Genomic DNA, 17,520 nt, shown 5'->3' with positions numbered 1-17,520 from the left:
TCCGCCTCGCCCGCGGCATCAAGCAACGTGAATGCCACCTGGGCGTGTCACTTCCTCGAGCTCGGCAGCGAGCGCGCTCCGTTCCCTGGCCTGATGCAGCATCCGGTCGGGCTGCTCGTCGCGCCAGGCGTCGACGCCGCGCCCCTGCCGGCGTGGAAGCACGAGCGCGGTGCCTGCCCCTCGAGGCGGGAGCACTGTCGAGTCCGTCGTCGTCCGGAGCCGGGTGCCGTCAGCGCTGCTCGTCGCGCACGGGGGACTCGAGATCGAATGAGGTGAGGCTGCGGCGCGCTCGCGAACGGCGACAGCGGACGGGGAAAGAAGCGGTCACCTGTAGAACGCGACGTCGTCGATCCAGAGGTCGAATGCCTGGCCCGGGCCGAAGCTGAGCTGTATGACCCGGATCCCGTCCTGCGCGCGCGACGAGAAGACGCCATATCCGGTCTGGACGAGACACCCGACAGGAACCTTGGGTTGATCCGGTGTACCGACCACGCCGACACCTGGAACACCTGTGTTGAAGACGGCAAGCCCACCCTCCTCGCGCATGAAGAGCCCCCTCGATTGTGTCGTCTGGAAGACGTGCGCGGGCCCCCCTGCGTGCGACGCGCGCGGGACCTGTATGGACGGGTATTCCGACAACGAGGCGATGGGGTCCAACGCGCTCTGGCGCGAGCGGCCGAGGCGGGGGATCTCGCCGCGAGCCGCGGCGGCCGGGAGCCGAACGCCTGCAGGGCGTGGCCCAGGCCGCGGGCGCCGATCGAGATGGCGGTGGGAGCCGCTCGTGCTGCGACAGTATCGCACCTGCGCTTCCGCGTCGAAGGCGGCACAATGCACTGCCTCACGGCCGAGGGCTCGAGATCCCGCTGAAACGGTCTAGTCGCGTCCGTTTTCTTCGTGGCATCATCGAATGCGTGAACGTGGAGAGGACGTCCAGCGCCGCGCCCGAGGTGGGGCATCAGCTCCTGCTAGAGCTCGGCCGCGGGGGGACCGCGCAGGTCTTCCTCGCCGTGCAGAGCGGCGCGGAGGGCGTGGACAAGCTCGTCGTCCTGAAGTTTCTCAGGACCGATTTGCTGGACCACCCCGAGCTGCGGGAGATGTTCATCAACGAGGCGCGCTTCTCCGCTCGCTTGAACCACGCGAACATCGTCCAGACGAGCGCGATCGTGCAGACGGCCAAGGGGGCCGCCATCGTGATGGAGTACCTCGAGGGCCAGCCGCTCTCGAGCCTGCGTTCGCGGGCGCGCACCAAGCTCCCGCTGGAGATGCACCTCCGGATCATCATCGACGTGCTTCGCGGCCTTCATTATGCCCACGAGCTCACCGGCTTCGACGGCGAGCCCCTCCACGTCGTGCACCGCGATGTCTCGCCCCACAACGTCTTCGTGACCTACGACGGTCAGGTCAAGCTCATCGATTTCGGCATCGCCAAGCGCACGGACGCGGGGGCCGAGACGGTGACGGGGGTGATCAAGGGCAAGATCGCGTACATGCCGCCCGAGCAGCTCGAGGGGAGCCGCGTCGATCGGCGCGCGGATCTGTATGCGGTCGGCGTCATGCTCTGGGAGGCCGCGACGGGCGAGCGGATGTGGCGGGGGATGGCCGACGTCGCCATCATGACTCGCGTCCTGAACGGGGACGTCCGGCGGCCGCGCGAGGTCAACCCCAACGTGCCCGAAGACCTCGAGCGCATCATTGTCAAGGCCCTTTCCTTCTCGCCGGACGATCGCTACGCCACCGCGTCCGAGCTCGAGGCCGAGCTCGAGGCGTTCGCCGTCGGGTTGACCACGGTGACGAACCGCGACATCGGCCGGTTCGTCTTGCGCGAGTTCGACGAGGTCCGCACGCAGACGAGGCGCGTCATCGCCCAGGAGATGAAGCGTCGGGCGTCCATGGCGCGCTCGTCCTCCCAGGCGGACGTCACGTTGCCGCCGCCGCCGCCGCTGTCTCAATCGCTCGCGCCCGCCGGCTACACCACGACGGGCTCGGACTCGAGGTCCACGGGCGCGTCGGGGCCGGCGTCGCGCTCGTGGCTGAAGAGGGCGTCTCGCCCGCTCCTCATCGCGGCCGTCCTGGGGATCGGCGCCGGCATCTTCCTGGGCGCCACCACCCGTTCCTCGCGTACCCAGCGCCCGTCCCTAGACGCCGCGCCCTCGCCGGCGGCGCCGCAGCCTTCGCCCCTGCCCGTCGCGCCCGCCGCCGCTCCTGCGGCCGCGGAGCCGGCTGCGGCCGCGGAGCCGGCTGCGGCCGCGGAGCCGGCGTCCCCGCTGCGCGACGAGGCCGTTCCGCCGTCCGACGCCGTCCCCGTGGCCGCTGCGTCCTCCGCAAACCGGGCCGAGCCTCCCGGGAAGCGGGCCCACCCCTCCGCGAAGCAGGCCAGGCCGTCCGCGAAGCAGGACCCGTCGTCGGCGAAGCCGTCGACCTCGCGCGAGGTCGACGTGCCCCCGGCGCCGTCGGCCACGCCCGCCGCGCCCGCGAGCCCGCCGGCCGCGCGATGCGACCCGCCGTACACCATCGACGCTGACGGGATCAAACGCTTCAAGGTCGAGTGCATGTGAGATCGAGCGCCGGCACGACCTCGGGTACGGTGGCGCTCTCTGCGCTGGCCCTGACCGTGATGATCGGTTGTCGGGCAAGCACAGACACCGGAGCACGGGGCGACGCCGGCGCGCCCGCGACGGTGAGCGTGTCGTCCGGTGTCTCGGCGGGCTCCGGGGGAGCAGGTCCCGGAGGAGCGGGCTCCGGAGAAGCAGGCTTTGGAGGAGTGAACGCCGGAGGAGCAGGCTCCGGAGGAGTGGACTCCGGAGGAGCAGGCTCCGGGGGAGTGAGCTCCGGAGGAGTAAGCTCCGGGGGAGTGAGCTCCGGAGGAGCAAGCTCCGGGGGAGTGAACTCCGGGGGAGGAGCAGGCTCCGGAGGAGCAGGGGATGGCGGCGGCCCTCCCGGTGAGACGGACCGTCGACCGGCCGCGCTCGTCCTCAGCGGAGAGGTCCAGGGAGTGCACGACCCGTCGATCATCAAGGCGGGAGATCTGTATTACGTCTTCTCCACCGGCGCCGGGATCGCGATCCGGACCTCGGCGGACCTCATGCACTGGGACCTCGCCGGCGCCGTATTCAGCGCCACGCCAGAGTGGGTCGTGAGCGCAGTGGGAGACGTCGACGCGCTCTGGGCGCCGGACGTCTCTTACTGGGGTGGGCTGTATCATCTGTATTATGCGGCGTCGTACTTCGGGACGAACCGCTCCTGCATCGGTCATGCGACCACCGCGGCCCTGGGGTCCGCGGTGGTCCGCTGGGTGGATCGCGGCGCCGTCCTCTGCAGCGAGGGCACCGACCACAACGCCATCGATCCGAACGTCGTGATCGACGAGCGGGGCACGGCCTGGCTCGTGTTCGGGAGCTTCTGGTCCGGGCTCAAGCTCGTGCAGCTCACCCATGAAGGCGATCCTGTCGACGGGACGCTCACGTCCATCGCCGCGCGGCCGAGCAACGCGATCGAGGCGCCGTTCATCGTACGTCGCGGCGAACACTATTACCTGTTTGCCTCGTTCGACACCTGCTGCGCCGGCGCGAGAAGCACCTACAAGATCATGGTGGGCCGGTCTCAGGCGCTCGCCGGTCCTTACGTGGACAGGCTCGGCACCCGCATGCTCGACGGCGGCGGCACGCGCGTGCTCACCAGCAGCTCGCGGTGGCGTGGGCCGGGCAGCAACGGCTTGCTCCGAGATGGGGAGTCCTGGTACAACATCTATCATTCGTACGACGCCGAAGCGGACGGCATCTTTGCCCTTCGCGTGGCCGAGCTGAGCTGGGGCACCGATGGCTGGCCGGAGTCCGGCGGGCCATGAGCCGGCGTGCGAGGGTGGCCCATGCGTCGGTTCGACGCAGGAGCCGGGCGCTTCCCCCCTGTACTCCCGTGGTGGCCGTGGCGCCCGGGTCACGACAGCTACACCGCACGCGCTCAGGAGACGTCAATCGTGGTGAGAGGTGACATGAACATGGCAGGTCATGGAAGGACGCTGGCCGGCCCTGCGGCCCTTCGTCCGGCGGCGCGCGCGCTCCTCGCTGTCGCTCCCCTGTTCCTCGGGGCATGCTCGTTCGAAGACCTGTCCCATCTCCAGCAGGGGGCGACGAGCGCCGGAGGCGGCTCTGCGACGCAGAGCTCCAGCCAGAGCAGCAGCGGCTCGGGAGGCGGCGCCGGGACCACCGGGGGAGACGGCGGCTCCGGGAGCGTCGGGGGCGCCGGGGGAGATGGCGGCAGCGGGGGAGACGGCGGCGCCGGGGGAGACGGCGGCGCCGGCGGAGATGGCGGCGCCGGCGGTGTCGCGGGTGCCGGGGGCGCCGGCGCCGGGGGCTCCGGGGGGGGCGGCGGCGGCCCCGTCGTCGACCTGGAGAGAGGGCTCTTCCTGCACTACACGTTCGACGAGACGGAGGGAGACACAGCGGCGGACGCCACGGGCGACATGCTGCACGACGCGACAGTCCTGGGGGGGACGTGGGTGGAGGGGCACATCGGAAACGCGCTGTCCCTCTCGGGGACCGAGCAGTACGTGGAGCTTCCGCCCGGCATCTTGCAGACGCTCAACGAGATCACTGTGTCCCTCTGGATCTCCCTCAGCCGGCAGGTGCTGTGGCAGCGGATCTTCGACTTCGGATCCGGGGAAGTGGCGTGGATGTACCTGTGCCCCAAGGCGGCGACGCCGCCGGGCCTGCGCTTCTCGGTGAACTCCCCTGCGGGCGTCGAGGAGTACACGACGGACTGGACCTTGCCGGTCCAGGTCTGGACGCACGTCGCGGTGACGGTCGCCTTCAACCCGAGTCGCTCTGCGATTTACATCGACGGCGCCGAGGTGGCGAGCAGCGAGATGATCTTCACCCGACCTTCGGAGCTGGGGAACACGACCCAGAACTTCATCGGCCGCTCCCAGTTTGCGCCGGATCCCTACCTCAACGGGATCGTGGATGATTTCAGGATCTACGATCGAGCGTTGTCTGCGGCCGAGGTGGCGGCGCTCGCGGCGCAGTGACCGGGCGAGCCGGCCGCGATCGCCCCGCGCGGCGGCCCGCCGGAAGCTTGCTTCGACGTGCTCTCAGGTGCGAGTGTGCTGGTCACGAGAGGAGCTCGGCGTGATGGCTGGAGAGACGGACATGCTGCGACGGCGGAGGCCTTTCGGGATGGGGCATGGCGGGCGCGCGGCGCTCGCGCTTGTGGCGACCTTTCTCTTGCCCGGCTCGGCCCTGGCGGACGAGCCGGCGGCGCCGGAGGAGGGGGCGAACGGGGAGGTGGCGCAGTGTGTCGCGGCGCACGCCGAGGTGCAGAAGCTCCGGAAGAACCACCGGTTGCTCGAGGCAGGCCGCGCGCTGAAGGCCTGCGCGCGGTCTGCTTGCCCGGCTCCGGTCCTCCGCGACTGCGGCGCGTGGGTCGACGAGATCGAGCGGATGACGCCGTCGGTCGTCTTCAACATCACGAGCCGCGGCGAGCAGGTCGCCGGCCCGAAGGTCCTGGTCGACGGCCAGCCTGTCGAGCTGTCGTCGAGCGGCGCGCCGCTCAAGCTCGATCCGGGGAAGCACACCTACCGTGTCGAGCAGGGCGGGTACAGGCCAGTGGCGAAGGAGTTCATCCTCTTCGAGGGGCAGCGCTTCCTGCAGTTGAACGTCGCGCTCGAGCCCCTCGTCGACGCTCCGGCCCCGGAGGCTCAGGTCCAGGCCACGGAGCTTCACCGTCCGGTGCCGGCGTTGACCTACGTGCTGGCGGGCGTGGGTGTCGCGGGCGCGGCGAGCTTCGCTGTGTGGGGGCTCATGGGCCGGTCCGAGAAGGACGAGCTCGAACGCACCTGCAGGCCGCGGTGCACGGACACCGATCTGAGCGCCGTGCGCACGAAGTACCTGATCGCCGACATTTCTCTAGGTGTCGGCGCCGCGGCGTTCGTGGGCGCCGCGCTGACGTATCTGCTCCGTCCCACCGAGGAGAGGCCGGTCGTCGTGTCCGTGGAGCCGAGCCGGACCGGCGTGGTTGGTACGGTGTTGTTTCGCGGCATGTGAGATGGTTTCATCTCTCGACCGGACGCTGAAATCTTGACGAGGGTCGCCGTCGCCGGCGCGACCTGCTCAACGCCACAACATCATCGAGCACCATCGGACCGTTCCCTGGTGATCGAGGAATCGCTTTCATTGGAGGATGCTATGAGAGAGGCACCGATCTCGTCGGGTAGTGTCAGGGCTATGCTGCTCACGGCCGTGATGCTCGGTACAGTCGGCAGCGGCTGCGGCTCGAGCAGCGATGACAACCCGGGAAGCGGAGGCAACGGCGGCAGCGGCGGCAGCGCGACGACGACGACCACGACGACGACGACGACGACGGCTGGTAGCTCGACCACGAGCGGCTCCGGAGGCACCGGGGGGAGCGCGTCCGGCACAGGCGGCGCGGGCGGCGACGGCACAGGCGGCAGCGGCGGCGCAGGGGGCGAAGGTGCAGCCGGCACAGGCGGCAGCGGCGGCGAAGGTGCAGGCGGCAGCGGCGGCACGGGCGCCAGCGGCAGCACGGGCGGCAGCGGCGGCGCCGGCGGCGAAGGTGCAGGCGGCGCCGGCGGCAGCGGCGGCGCCGGCGGCAGCGGCGGCGCAGGCGGCAGCGATGGCGCAGGCGGCAGCGGCGGCGCCGGCGGCGGCGGGCCCGATCCGTCGCTCGTCGTGCACTACATGTTCGACGAAGAGGCCGACCTCGTGGCGCACGACGCGTCCGGCAACGGGCATGACGCCACGCTCGCCGGGAGCGCCGGATGGACGTCGACGGGGCGAATCGGCGGCGCGCTCAGCCTGCAGGGCGCCGACCCCCACGTCGATCTCCCCGACGGGCTCACCGACGGCCTCGACGATCTCACCATCGCGACCTGGGTCAACCTGAGCAGCATCGACGACTGGTCGCGCATCGTCGATGTCGGCGGCATCAACGGGTTCATGTATTTCACCCCGCGCGAGGGCTCCGGCGCATTGCGCTTCTCGGTGTACTCGGACGGCAACGAGGCGACCGTGCTGGCCGCGAGCCCGCTCCCCGTCAATGCCTGGAAGCATCTGGCCGTCACGATCTCGAGCGGCACGTACCAGATATGGATCGATGGTATCTCCGTCGGGTCGGCCACTCCAGCAGCTCCACACGATGTGAAGCCGTCCCGGATTGCGCCCACGGTAGATAATTACATTGGCAAGTCGCGGTTCGAGGCAGATCCCTTGCTCAAGGGTTCCATCGACGACTTCCGGATCTACGACCGAGCTCTCTCGGCTGAAGAGATCGCGGCCCTCGCGGCGCCGTAGGAGCGAGGCACGCGGGGGCCGGGATCCGTCAGGATCCCCGCGGACCTCCGCAGGCAAGCCTTCGGGGCGAAGGTCGGGCAGCGCCCTCATGGCTGCTTCGGGGTGACTGAGCGCCTCGATGCCGGCGCCTGGCTCGACCGTCCCCCGGATCGTCACGTCTACCAGCCTGGGGTCGACGTCTCGGCATAGGCCAGTATGCCTATGCCTCGATCCATCGATGTCGTGTACGAACCCGTTGCGGTCACCCCGATCGGGTGATGCGAGTAAGGTGCTGACCCATGATGAACGGACGAACGAGTTTGCCAAGGCACATCCTGCTGTCAGGAGCGCTCGGTATTGCCCTCTGGGGCTGCGGCGGCGGCGACGACGGGTCCTCCAGCGCCGGCGACGGCAGCGGCGGCTCTGGTACCAGCGCGGGGGTCACCTCGGGCAGCACGAGCAGCACCGTGTCAGGGAGCACGACGAGCTCAGCGTCGGGGAGCACGACGGGCTCAGCCGGCGGTGACGGCACCGGGGGGAGCGACGCCGCGACGAGCGGCACCGGGGGCAGCGGCACCGGTGGAGACCCGACCGGGGGCGCTGGCACCGGGGGCAGCGGCACAGGCGGTGGCACCGGAACCATCACCTGTCCGTCGCCCGCGCTGAGGGCTGGCGACACGAACCGGACGGTCACGGTGGGCTCCGCGAGCCGCAGCTATGTCTTGCACGTCCCCCCCGCGTACGACGGCAGCAAGCCGGTGCCGCTCGTGCTGGACTTCCACGGCCTCGGCGGCGATGGCCCGTCGCAACGATCGGGATCGCCGTATCCGGCGCAGACCGATCCGGAAGGGGTGATCATGGCCTTTCCTAGCGGTCTGTCCGGCCCGTCGGGCCCCGCCTGGAACGTGGGACCGTGCTGCGTGGCCGGCACCGACGACGTGGCCGTCGCCAAGGCGATCGTGGCCCAGATCCAGGAGACCGCCTGCATCGACCCGAAGCGCGTCTATGCCGTCGGCTTCTCCATGGGGGGCGGGATGTCCCACTACCTCGCTTGCCACGCGGCCGACGTGTTCGCGGCGGTGGCGCCCGCCGCCTTCGATCTCCTGGAGGAGAACGTCGGCGACTGCAACCCGTCGCGGCCCATCCCCGTGATCACGTTCCGCGGCACCTCGGACCCGATCGTGCCCTACGCGGGCGGATATTCCTCGGTCGTGCGGGGCATGCCCATCACGTTCCTCGGCGCGAAGAGGGGCTTCGAGGCGTGGGCCGAGATCAATGGATGCACCGGCTCGCCCTCGGCCGAGAACGGCGACGGCTGCTCGACCTATTCGGCGTGCCAGGACGGCGTCGATGTCACCCTGTGCACGAAGCAGGGCGGCGGCCACGAGGCCGGTAACGCCAGGGTCGGCTGGCCCGCGCTGAAGCGGCACACGCTGCCGTAGAGCCCGGGAAGGATCGTAGATACACCGCGGCGCCGAGCTCCTCGCGGAGCTCGCGTCCCACGGCCAGCGCCCCGCCCCGGGGGCTCCCTGGCCCGGCCACGCGGCGCGCGGCTCGTTCGGGCGGCCCGACGCCCGCGCGACGCCGCCGCGCTCAGATGCAACGCGTCGCGCAATGCGATGACCCTGCGCCGTCCGCAGCGCGAGGTCCTGGAAGGTGGCTCCGTTGAAATAGTCCGATCATGATGCTGCTCGCAGCATCATGATCGCGGCTGCCGCATGGCGAGCGAGATCGCGTGTTGACCGCCCGCGCCATGATCGTCCATACTGGCCTTGATACGCTTACGATCCTGCTTCTGCGCGGATTCGACGCGCAGCTACAGGAGCGGAATTGCTTGTCCATGAAGGTCAGCGGAACCACAGTCCTGACGCGGAAGACGCTGGTGAGCCGTCGATTCGGCTCGGAGGCGTGGCACAGCCTCTTTCGTGACGTGGCGCAGACCAACCCGTGGTTCCGGCGGCCGATCACGGCCAGCAGCCTGGTCCCGCTGCCGGAGTTCCTCGCCTTCCATGACGAGCTCGTCCGGCGGTTCTACCCGGACGGCAAGGACGCGCTCTTCGAGCTCGGGGCCGAGTCGGCGCGCTGGGCGCTCGTCGACGGTCCGCTGAAGCGCCTCGTCGAGGATCCGGAGATCTCGTCGCTTGTCGCGACCGTCCAGAACCTCTGGCAGCGGTACTTTGCCGAGACGGAGAGCCGCTCCGAGGCCTCTCTGATCGACTCCGGCGTCGAGTTTCGCGTTCGCGACCTCCCGGCCTGGCATCCGTACCTGGAGTACTTCGTGGTCGGGTACACGAAAGAGGTGCTGGAGCTCTATTGCGCCAACCCGATCTGGACGCATCGCCTCCCCGGGGGAAACGGAACGGCGTACGGCTACCTGCTCGCCACCGATCCTGTTCCGCGCCCTGCTCGGAGCAGCGAGCACGCCGGCGCCGGGCGCGGCCGGCTCGTCCGGCCACGCAAGGCGCTCACGGCGCGCGAGCTGGAGGTGCTGCGGCTCGTCGGGACCGGCAAGACCAACCGCGAGATCGCCTCCGTCCTTTGCATCTCCGACAAGACCGTGCAGCACCACGTCGCCCACGCCTACGACAAGCTCGGCATCTACAGCCGCGCCGGCGCCACGCTGTGGCTGGCCGAGCGGGGGCTCCTGGGCTGAACGGCGTCACGCCGGCCGTGGATCACGCGCGTCGTCGCCGCGATCGACGCCAGCACAGGCGGCCCAGGAATACCTGACAGGAGATGTCAGGATCGCCGTGCGACCCTCCCGCGCGCTGGCAAAGGAGGATCGATCATGAGCGGAGCACTTCACGGCAAGGTGGCGCTCGTCGCGGGCGCGACGCGCGGGGCGGGCAGGGGGATCGCGGTCGAGCTGGGCGCGGCGGGGGCGACCGTGTACGTCACGGGCCGCACGACGCGCGCGCAGCGCTCGGAGATGGATCGGCCCGAGACCATCGAGGAGACAGCCGAGCGGGTCACCCGGGCCGGGGGCAGGGGGATCGCTGTGCAGGTGGATCACCTGGAGCGCGAGCAGGTCCAGGCGCTCGTGGCGCGCATCGAGCGGGAGCAGGGCCGGCTCGACGTGCTGGTCAACGACATCTGGGGCGGCGAGCACCTCTTCGCGTGGGACAAGCCGCTGTGGGAGCACTCGCTGGACAGCGGGATGCGGCTGCTGCGGCTGGCCATCGATACCCACATCATCACGAGCCACTACGCCCTGCCGCTGCTCATCAGGAGGCCGGGCGGCCTTGTCGTCGAGATCACGGACGGCACGGCCGAGTACAACGCAGGGCACTACCGCGTCTCGTTCTTCTACGACCTCGCCAAGACAGCGGTCCTCCGCATGGCGTTCGCGCAGGCCGAGGAGCTGCGGGCCCACGGCGGCGCCGCCGTGGCGCTGACGCCGGGGTGGCTGCGCTCGGAGATCATGCTGGGGCACTACGGGGTCACCGAGGAGCGCTGGCGCGACGCGCTCTCGAAGCAGCCGCATTTCGCGATCTCCGAGACCCCAGCGTACGTGGGCCGCGCTGTGGCGGCGCTCGCGGCCGACCCGGAGGCGGCCCGCTGGTCCGGGAAGTCGCTGTCGAGCGGCCAGCTCGCGAAGGTGTACGGTTTCACCGACGTGGACGGCTCCCGGCCCGACGCCTGGCGGTACCTCGTCGAGGTCCAGGACGCCGGCAAGCCCGCCGACGTCACCGGCTACCGGTAGCCGCCGCCCGGGCGAGCGCTTCGCCGATCCGATGGGGCGCGCTCAGTCCGCGGCGCCCTGGCCCAGGAGCAGCACCCGGCCTTCCGCCCCGTCGACGACGATCTCCTGGCCGTCCGCGATCCGCTCGGTCGCGCCGGCGGCCCCCAGGACCGCGGGGATCCCGTACTCGCGCGCGACGATGGCCGCGTGCGACACAGCGCCGCCTGTGTCGGTCACGACGCCCGCGGCGAGGGTGAAGAGCGGCGTCCAGGCGGGGTTCGTGTAAGGGCAGACCAGGATCTCCCCCGCCTTCAGCCGCTCGAACTCGCGCTCGTCGCGCACGATGCGCGCCTTGCCGCGCACCACCCCGGACGACGCCCCGCTGCCGCGGAGCTCGCTGCCCGAGCCCCCCGCGCCCGCCCGGAACGCCCGCTTCTGCCACCTGCCGTTGACCACCCCGTACGTCGCGCGCCGGCGCCGAACGAGCCGCTTCACCTCGTCGAGCGGCGGCGCCTCCCCGCGGATCCAGGCCCGGACCTCGGCGTCTGTCAGATAGAAGATGTCGTCGGCGACCGGCAGGCGCCCGCGCTCGTGGAGGCGACGCGCGAGCTCGGCCACGATCGCCTGGAGCGCCGAGAACGAGCGCACCACATCGAAGTGCGAGCGCTCCCGGAAGAGGATCGCGCGGCGCAGCCTGTCGAGGGTGCGGCGGAACGCGTCGGGCAGCCCCGGCACGAAGCGGAGCTTCCGGGTGACCTCCTCGAGCGCCGCCCGATAGCGCTTCATCCCGGCCTCCTCGGACGGCGGCTCGACGGCGTCGAGCAGGCCGCGGAGGAGCCCCCACAGGGGCGCGGGGTCCTGCCGCCACGTCGGCGCCGAGAGGTAGAGGCCCTTGCTCTCCCGGTACCCATGCTCGTCCAGGAACGCCTCGACCTCGGCGAGGTACGCCCGGCCGGCCTCGGAGCCGCGGAGCTCCTCCGGGCGCCCCTCGCCGATCGCGCAGGCCACCTCCGGCCCCGCGCTCGCCGCCCTGCGCGCGAGCTGGAAGAGCGCGAAATTGACGTCGGACGTCCGGGTGTGAAGGCCCGAGACGAGGTCGCCCAGCACGGCATCGGCCCGCTTCCTCCCCACGGCGAGGGTGACCGGAACCCGCAGCGCGACAGCGGCGAGCTGGCTGACGCTCCGCTCGAACCGCTCGCCAAGGACCTCCGTCGTGGTCTCCACGATCCGGTCGGCGCGGCGGAGGAGCGCGGCGTCGTCCATCGCGCGGAGATCGGCCGGCGCGCAGACCTCCTGGATCCGCGGGAACGCCTCGCCCTCCCACCACGCCATCCCGTCGTCGCGCAGGCTGGCCGCGACCTTGTGCGGCAGCCCGAGCAGCCGGAGGGTGGGTCGCACCGGCGGCAGGACGAAGAGCTCACGCCACACCTGGTCGACCAGCGCGCGCTCGTCGGCCTCGTCCACGTGGAGCCCGAGGAAGCGCACAGCGCGGACGATCGCGGGGATCGACATCCGGAAGCCCCATTGATCGAGCGGCCTGGGGGCGACGGGGAACCGATCGTTGTCGTTCGACTCGACCATCCTCCGCTGGAGCCGCGTGAGCGTCGGGGGCGGCGGGAGGGGCTCGATCTCGGCCGCGCCGAGCGTGGTGATCGGGCGCGACTGGAGCAGGTGGATGGAGCCGCCCGCGATGGCGAACTCCACGTCCTGCGGGCAGCCGAAGTGGGACTCCAGGCGGAGCCCGAGCCGGCCGAGATCGAGCACCACGGCGTCGCTCGGCGCGGGGCGGCCGGCCTCCCGGAGGTCGCGGTCCTCGATCGCGACGTCGCCCGCCCCGGCGGGGTCCGGGGCGCCGTCCGGCCCGTCCGGGCGGAGCTCCGCGGGCCCGGCGAACGGCGCGCGCCGGAGGCGGTACACGTCGCCGGTCGTGTGGCCCGAGACGATGGCCTCGCCGAGGCCCGGCGCGACCTCCAGGAGCATGCGGTCGGCGCGCTGGGCGACAGGGTCGACAGTGAACAGGACCCCGGCGAAATCGGCCGGCACCATGCGCTGCACGACGACAGCGATGTGGACCCCCAGGTGATCCATGCCGCGCACGGCGCGGTAGCGGAGGGCCCTCGGGCTCCAGAGGGACGCCCAGCACCGCCGCAGCGCGACGAGGAGCTCGTCTTCTCCGGTCACGTCGAGGTACGTCTCGTGCTGGCCCGCGAACGAGGCGTCGGCGAGATCCTCCGCCGTCGCCGAGGATCGCACCGCGACAGCCGGCGCGCCGAGCTCGCGGTAGGCGTCGCGGACCGCGGCCTCGATCTCGGGCAGCAGCTCGCCGCTCTCGAAGAGCTCCGCCACCTGCGAGGCCGCGGCCTTCCAGCCGCTCCTGGCGAGGTGCGCCGAGAGCCGCACGCCGAGCCCCCACGCGCGCGCTTGCTCCGCGTACGCCGCGGCGCTCACCACGAACCCGGGCGGCACGGGGAGCCCGAGCCGGACCAGCTCACCCAGGTTCGCGCCCTTGCCGCCGGCCGTGGAGAGATCGGCGCGGGACAGCTCGCTCAAGCGATGGACCAGCATCAACAAGCGTCTCCTTGGGACAAGTAAGGTTACCTCACCTGTGCCCGCGCCGCGCGCGCGCGGCGCATGAACAGCTCCATCGGCACGACAGGCATCGACAGCGTCCTCGCCGGCAGGGCGCCCCGCGCGCCGTCAGCGCGCCGCGCCCGCGTCGGCGCGTCTGCCCACGACGATGTACTGATCGGGCAGGTCCTCCGCGACGACCTCGGGCGAGAGGCCCCCGGCGCGGAGCTCGGCGGCGACCGCCTCGGGGGCGATGCGGTGCTCCTTCGGGGGGCCGTGGCGCGCTGTGTCGGTGAAGTCGACGACGACCACCGCCCCGTCCGGGCGGAGCGCTGCGCGGAGCTTCGCCGCGTAGGCGGGGCGATCGGGGATGTGGTGCCAGGTGTTGACCACGAGGATGCGGTCGACCGAGCCGGGATCGAGCCCGGGATCCGCGGGGCCGACCTGGCGCGCGGTGACGTTGGCGAGGCGCTCGCGGGAAGCGCGCTCGGTCATGTAGCGGACCATGTCCCGCTCGATGTCCAGGCCGATGACCGCGCCTGTCGGCCCGACGGCGCGCGACAGGTGCGGCAGGAAGTAGCCCGTGCCGGCCCCGAGATCGGCGACCCGCATGCCGGGCGCGATCCGCATCGCGGCGACGACCTCCGCGGGCTTCTGCCAGGCGTCGCGCTCGGGGCCCTCGAACTCGGCCACCCAGTCCTCGGCCCGCTCGAAGCGGTGCACGAGCGGCCCTGCGCCGTTGTCGTGCCCTCCGTGGTGGCCGGCGTGCCCTCCGTGGTGGCCAGCGTGCTCGCCGCTGCCCGGCGCGGCCGCGTCGGGCGTTGCGCTGCAACCGGTGAGGAGCGCGGCGAGGGCGGCGCCGGGGGCGACGAGGCGAGGACGGCGGTGCATCCGCGCTCCCTACCACGATCGGCGCGCCAAAGTCCCCTGCGGGGCGCTGTCGCGCAGATTGCGCAAGGTCACGCCCAGTTGAGCAAGCGTCTGCCCGATCCGGGCGGCCCGGGCGCCGCGGAGGGGCGCGCGCGCCGCGAAAGCCGCGTGGCCCGACTCCTGCCAAGGGGACTACGCCTCCGCAACACAGCGACGGACGCCTCGATGCCTCGTCGCCGAGGCGCCCTCGACGCGGCGATCGCCGCGTCGGTCATCGCCGCGGAGGAAGGTGCTCGTGCATTGTCATCGCCCCGCCCGGAGCGGCGAGGCGACATGGAGAGACATCATGAACGTTCAGGATCTCATCAAGAACCATCGCATCGCGTCCGCTCTCTGGCTCGCGCTCTCGATGGCCCCGTTCGCCGCGGGCTGTCAGGTGGAGGTGGCCGACGGCGACGCCGAGCAGGTCGTCTCCGAGGCGCAGGAGGTGAGGGGAGACAGCAGGCTCCCCGGCGCCGTCTGCGGCGGCTTCGCCGGCCTCGCCTGCAAGCCCGGCTTCTTCTGTGATTACGAGATCGAGGCCCAGTGCGGCGCGGCCGATCAGACAGGCACCTGCGCGCCCATCCCGGCGGCGTGCACGAAGCAGTACGACCCTGTCTGCGGCTGTGACGGCAAGACGTATGGCAACGAGTGCTCCGCGAACGCGGCCGGCGTGTCGGTGGCGTCGCGCGGCGCGTGCGAGACGCCCCGGGACGAGGCGTGCGGCGGCATCGCCGGCCTCGCGTGCGAGCGCGGGTACTTCTGCGACTACAGCCCGAAGGCGAGCTGCGGCGCGGGCGATCAGATGGGCACCTGCGAGGTCATCCCGGAGGCGTGCCTGCACATCTACGACCCTGTCTGCGGCTGCGACGGCAAGACGTACAGCAACACGTGCTCCGCGAACGCGGCGGGCGTGTCGGTGGCGTCGTCCGGCGCGTGCGACGAGCGCCTCTGAGAGAGCGCCTCGGGGCCCTCTGCCGCGCTGGCGGCAGAGTGGAACAATCCGAGCGTGACGGACGGCAGAGGCGCGCGCGAGCGCCTCGCCGAGACCGCGTGTCGGCCCTTCGAACACCTCGCCATCGAGGGGCCGAGCGCGTCTCGATCACAGCGGCGCGCGGCGCGGCGTTCGTCCCCAGCGTGCGGATTTTGTGACCCGGCCGTTGCACGATCGTCATAAGATCGCTCCCGGACTGCCGAGCTTAGGAGCGATCCATGAAAGTACGAATCCTGCATTATCTGTTGCCGTTCGCGGCGTTGGCAGCGGTGCCGCTCGCGGGCTGCGGCGACTCCACGCCCGGCTCGCCCTCCGGGACGGGGGGCGCCGGCGCGAGCGACGGCACGGGCGCGGGCACCGCGGGTCCGGGCGGCACGGGCGGCGGCGGCATGGGCCCGGGCGGCACGGGCGGCGGCGGCGGTGAGAACAATACTGCAAAGGAACAGCCCGATTACGCCCTCGCGTTCCCGCAGGACCGGGTTCCCCGCATCGACATCACCATCGCGCCCGAGCGATGGCAGGAGATGGTCGACGACATCACGTCGATGATCGGCGAGTTCGGCGCGCAGGCCGGCGGGCCGGGCGGATTCGAGCCGCCGCAGGAGTGGGTCGACGCCTGCACAGGGCTCGTTGTCGGCGACGACTGCACGATCGATCTCTTCGGATCCCCCGCCGAGGGGACGTGCTCGGAGCTCCCCGGCGGCCTGACGTGCCAGCCGAAGCCGCAGGATCCCGGTGATTTCGAGCCGCCGCAGGACTGGATCGACGCCTGCAACGATCTCGCGGCGTCCGACCCCTGCACGATCGACGTCTTCGGTACCGAGACAGCGGGGACGTGCACCGAGCAGGAGGCTGGTCTGGCCTGCATGCCGGCCGGTCCGGGCGGTCCCGGCGGCGATCCCGGGCTCATCAGCAGCGTCGACCATTTCCCGCGCTCGCCTCTCTACGTCGAGTGCGACGTCGCCACCGAGGACAGGAAGTGGCAGCACGTCGGCATCCGCTTCAGGGGCAACGTCAGCCTGCTCTTGCCCTGGATGCAGGGCAACTGGAAACTTCCGCTGCGACTCAACTTTGACAAATTCGAGGACACCTACCCCGAGTCGAAGAACCAGCGCTTCTACGGGTTCGACGGGCTGGCGTTCACGAGCAGCTACCTGGATCCGTCGCTCCTGCGCGAGAAGCTCGGCACCGACATCTTCGCCAAGGCGGGGATCCCGGCGCCCGCGACAGCGTTCTATCGGGTCTTCGTCGATCACGGGGAGGGGCCGATCTATTTCGGGCTGTACACAGGGATCGAGGTCCCGTCGGACGAGTCGTTCCTCGACACGCATTTCGGCGGCCACAAGGGCAATCTCTACAAGCCCGACGGCACCGGCGCGCGGTGGGAGACCTGGGATCCCGACTCGCTCGTCAAGGAGAACCACGAGGAAGAGGCCGACTTCTCGGACGCGCGCGCGCTCTTCGACGCGCTGCACGCCGACAGGACCGACGCCGCCGCCTGGCGCGCGGGGCTCGAGGCGCGCCTCGACGTGGACGGCTTCCTGCACTGGCTGGCGCTGAACGCGGTGGTCGAGGACTGGGACGTGTACGGCCGCCTGCCGCACAACTACTATATGTACTCGGACCCGAACGAGAACGGGCGATTCTCGTGGATCCCGTGGGACCACACGTTCGCGTTCATCGATGGCGCCGTGGCCGGAGCGACCCCGATGCCGGCGCTGCCCCTCTCGATGGAGGACGTGAACGAGCACTGGCCGCTCATCCGCTTCCTGCTGGATGATCCGGAGTATCTCGAGGTGTACCGCGGCTACGTGGCGCAGGCCGCGGAGCAGGAGTACGAGCCGGTCGCCGCCGAGGCGTGGTTCAAGGCGGCGCACGACCTGATCGCGCCGTACGTCGTCGGGCCGGAGGGCGAGATCGCGGGGCACACCCACCTCGCGTCGCCCGAGGACTTCGACAAGGGCCTCGAGGCGCTGATCGCTCACGCCAAGGGGCGTCAGGCGGACGTGGCCGAGTACCTCGGCCAGTGACGCGGGCGCGCGGCGCGGCGGCGGCCTGACCGGGCCGCCGCGCGGCGCCGCGTG

General features: G+C 71.2%; 14 protein-coding genes. 11 read left to right on the top strand and 3 right to left on the bottom strand.

The genetic code is table 11. The annotated features are described in order from the left end of the window. Positions 1-324 precede the first annotated feature (324 nt). The gene (locus WMF42_RS21220; RefSeq protein ID WP_437693886.1) at positions 325-492 is read right to left on the bottom strand and encodes a hypothetical protein; all 168 of its coding nucleotides are present in this window, start codon (positions 490-492) and stop codon (positions 325-327) included. 419 nt (positions 493-911) lie between these two features. Here WMF42_RS21220 and WMF42_RS21215 point away from each other — a divergent pair, with 419 nt between their 5' ends. From WMF42_RS21215 to WMF42_RS21175, 9 genes are all read left to right on the top strand, one after another. Continuing rightward, positions 912-2,555: a serine/threonine protein kinase gene (locus WMF42_RS21215; RefSeq protein ID WP_437693884.1), complete on the top strand. Its 1,644-nt coding sequence runs from the start codon at positions 912-914 to the stop codon at positions 2,553-2,555. A gap of 67 nt (positions 2,556-2,622) precedes the next feature. After that, positions 2,623-2,943 carry a pentapeptide repeat-containing protein gene (locus WMF42_RS21210; protein WP_437693882.1) on the top strand — a complete coding sequence of 107 codons (321 nt, stop codon included), beginning with the start codon at positions 2,623-2,625 and terminating at the stop codon, positions 2,941-2,943. Positions 2,944-2,992: 49 nt separating this feature from the next. After that, positions 2,993-3,844 (top strand): arabinan endo-1,5-alpha-L-arabinosidase, encoded by an 852-nt coding sequence (locus tag WMF42_RS21205; RefSeq protein WP_437693880.1) that lies wholly within the window; start codon positions 2,993-2,995, stop codon positions 3,842-3,844. Positions 3,845-3,994: 150 nt separating this feature from the next. Next, positions 3,995-5,023 (top strand): LamG domain-containing protein, encoded by a 1,029-nt coding sequence (locus WMF42_RS21200; protein ID WP_437693878.1) that lies wholly within the window; start codon positions 3,995-3,997, stop codon positions 5,021-5,023. Positions 5,024-5,126: 103 nt separating this feature from the next. Continuing rightward, complete coding sequence (locus tag WMF42_RS21195) at positions 5,127-6,038, top strand: hypothetical protein (protein ID WP_437693876.1); 912 nt, start codon at positions 5,127-5,129, stop codon at positions 6,036-6,038. Between the two features lie 180 nt (positions 6,039-6,218). Beyond that, complete coding sequence (locus tag WMF42_RS21190) at positions 6,219-7,304, top strand: LamG domain-containing protein (RefSeq protein ID WP_437693874.1); 1,086 nt, start codon at positions 6,219-6,221, stop codon at positions 7,302-7,304. 278 nt (positions 7,305-7,582) lie between these two features. Continuing rightward, positions 7,583-8,725, top strand: coding sequence for an alpha/beta hydrolase family esterase (locus WMF42_RS21185; RefSeq protein ID WP_155798656.1), 1,143 nt, complete (start codon positions 7,583-7,585; stop codon positions 8,723-8,725). A 440-nt stretch (positions 8,726-9,165) separates the two neighbouring features. Next, positions 9,166-9,936 (top strand): response regulator transcription factor, encoded by a 771-nt coding sequence (locus tag WMF42_RS21180; protein ID WP_275936191.1) that lies wholly within the window; start codon positions 9,166-9,168, stop codon positions 9,934-9,936. 135 nt (positions 9,937-10,071) lie between these two features. Then, positions 10,072-10,986: an SDR family oxidoreductase gene (locus WMF42_RS21175; RefSeq protein WP_437693872.1), complete on the top strand. Its 915-nt coding sequence runs from the start codon at positions 10,072-10,074 to the stop codon at positions 10,984-10,986. Positions 10,987-11,028: 42 nt separating this feature from the next. On the opposite strand, the gene WMF42_RS21170 is transcribed toward WMF42_RS21175, so the two are convergent. Next, entirely contained in the window at positions 11,029-13,530 is a 2,502-nt protein-coding gene (locus WMF42_RS21170; protein ID WP_437693870.1) for a PEP/pyruvate-binding domain-containing protein, read from the bottom strand. Between the two features lie 132 nt (positions 13,531-13,662). Then, on the bottom strand, positions 13,663-14,424 hold the full coding sequence (locus tag WMF42_RS21165; RefSeq protein WP_437693868.1) for a class I SAM-dependent methyltransferase: 762 nt from the start codon (positions 14,422-14,424) through the stop codon (positions 13,663-13,665). 325 nt (positions 14,425-14,749) lie between these two features. On the opposite strand from WMF42_RS21165, the gene WMF42_RS21160 reads away from it, so the two are divergent. Beyond that, a complete protein-coding gene (locus WMF42_RS21160) occupies positions 14,750-15,397 on the top strand; it encodes a Kazal-type serine protease inhibitor family protein (protein ID WP_063815878.1) in 648 nt (215 codons plus the stop codon). 257 nt (positions 15,398-15,654) lie between these two features. After that, positions 15,655-17,466: a CotH kinase family protein gene (locus WMF42_RS21155; protein WP_437693866.1), complete on the top strand. Its 1,812-nt coding sequence runs from the start codon at positions 15,655-15,657 to the stop codon at positions 17,464-17,466. Positions 17,467-17,520 lie beyond the last annotated feature (54 nt).

It is taken from the genome of Sorangium sp. So ce176 (assembly GCF_051519835.1).
Classification (GTDB): Bacteria; Myxococcota_A; Polyangia; order Polyangiales; family Polyangiaceae; genus Sorangium; species Sorangium cellulosum_G.
This window is presented reverse-complemented; position numbering and strand designations above follow the sequence as displayed.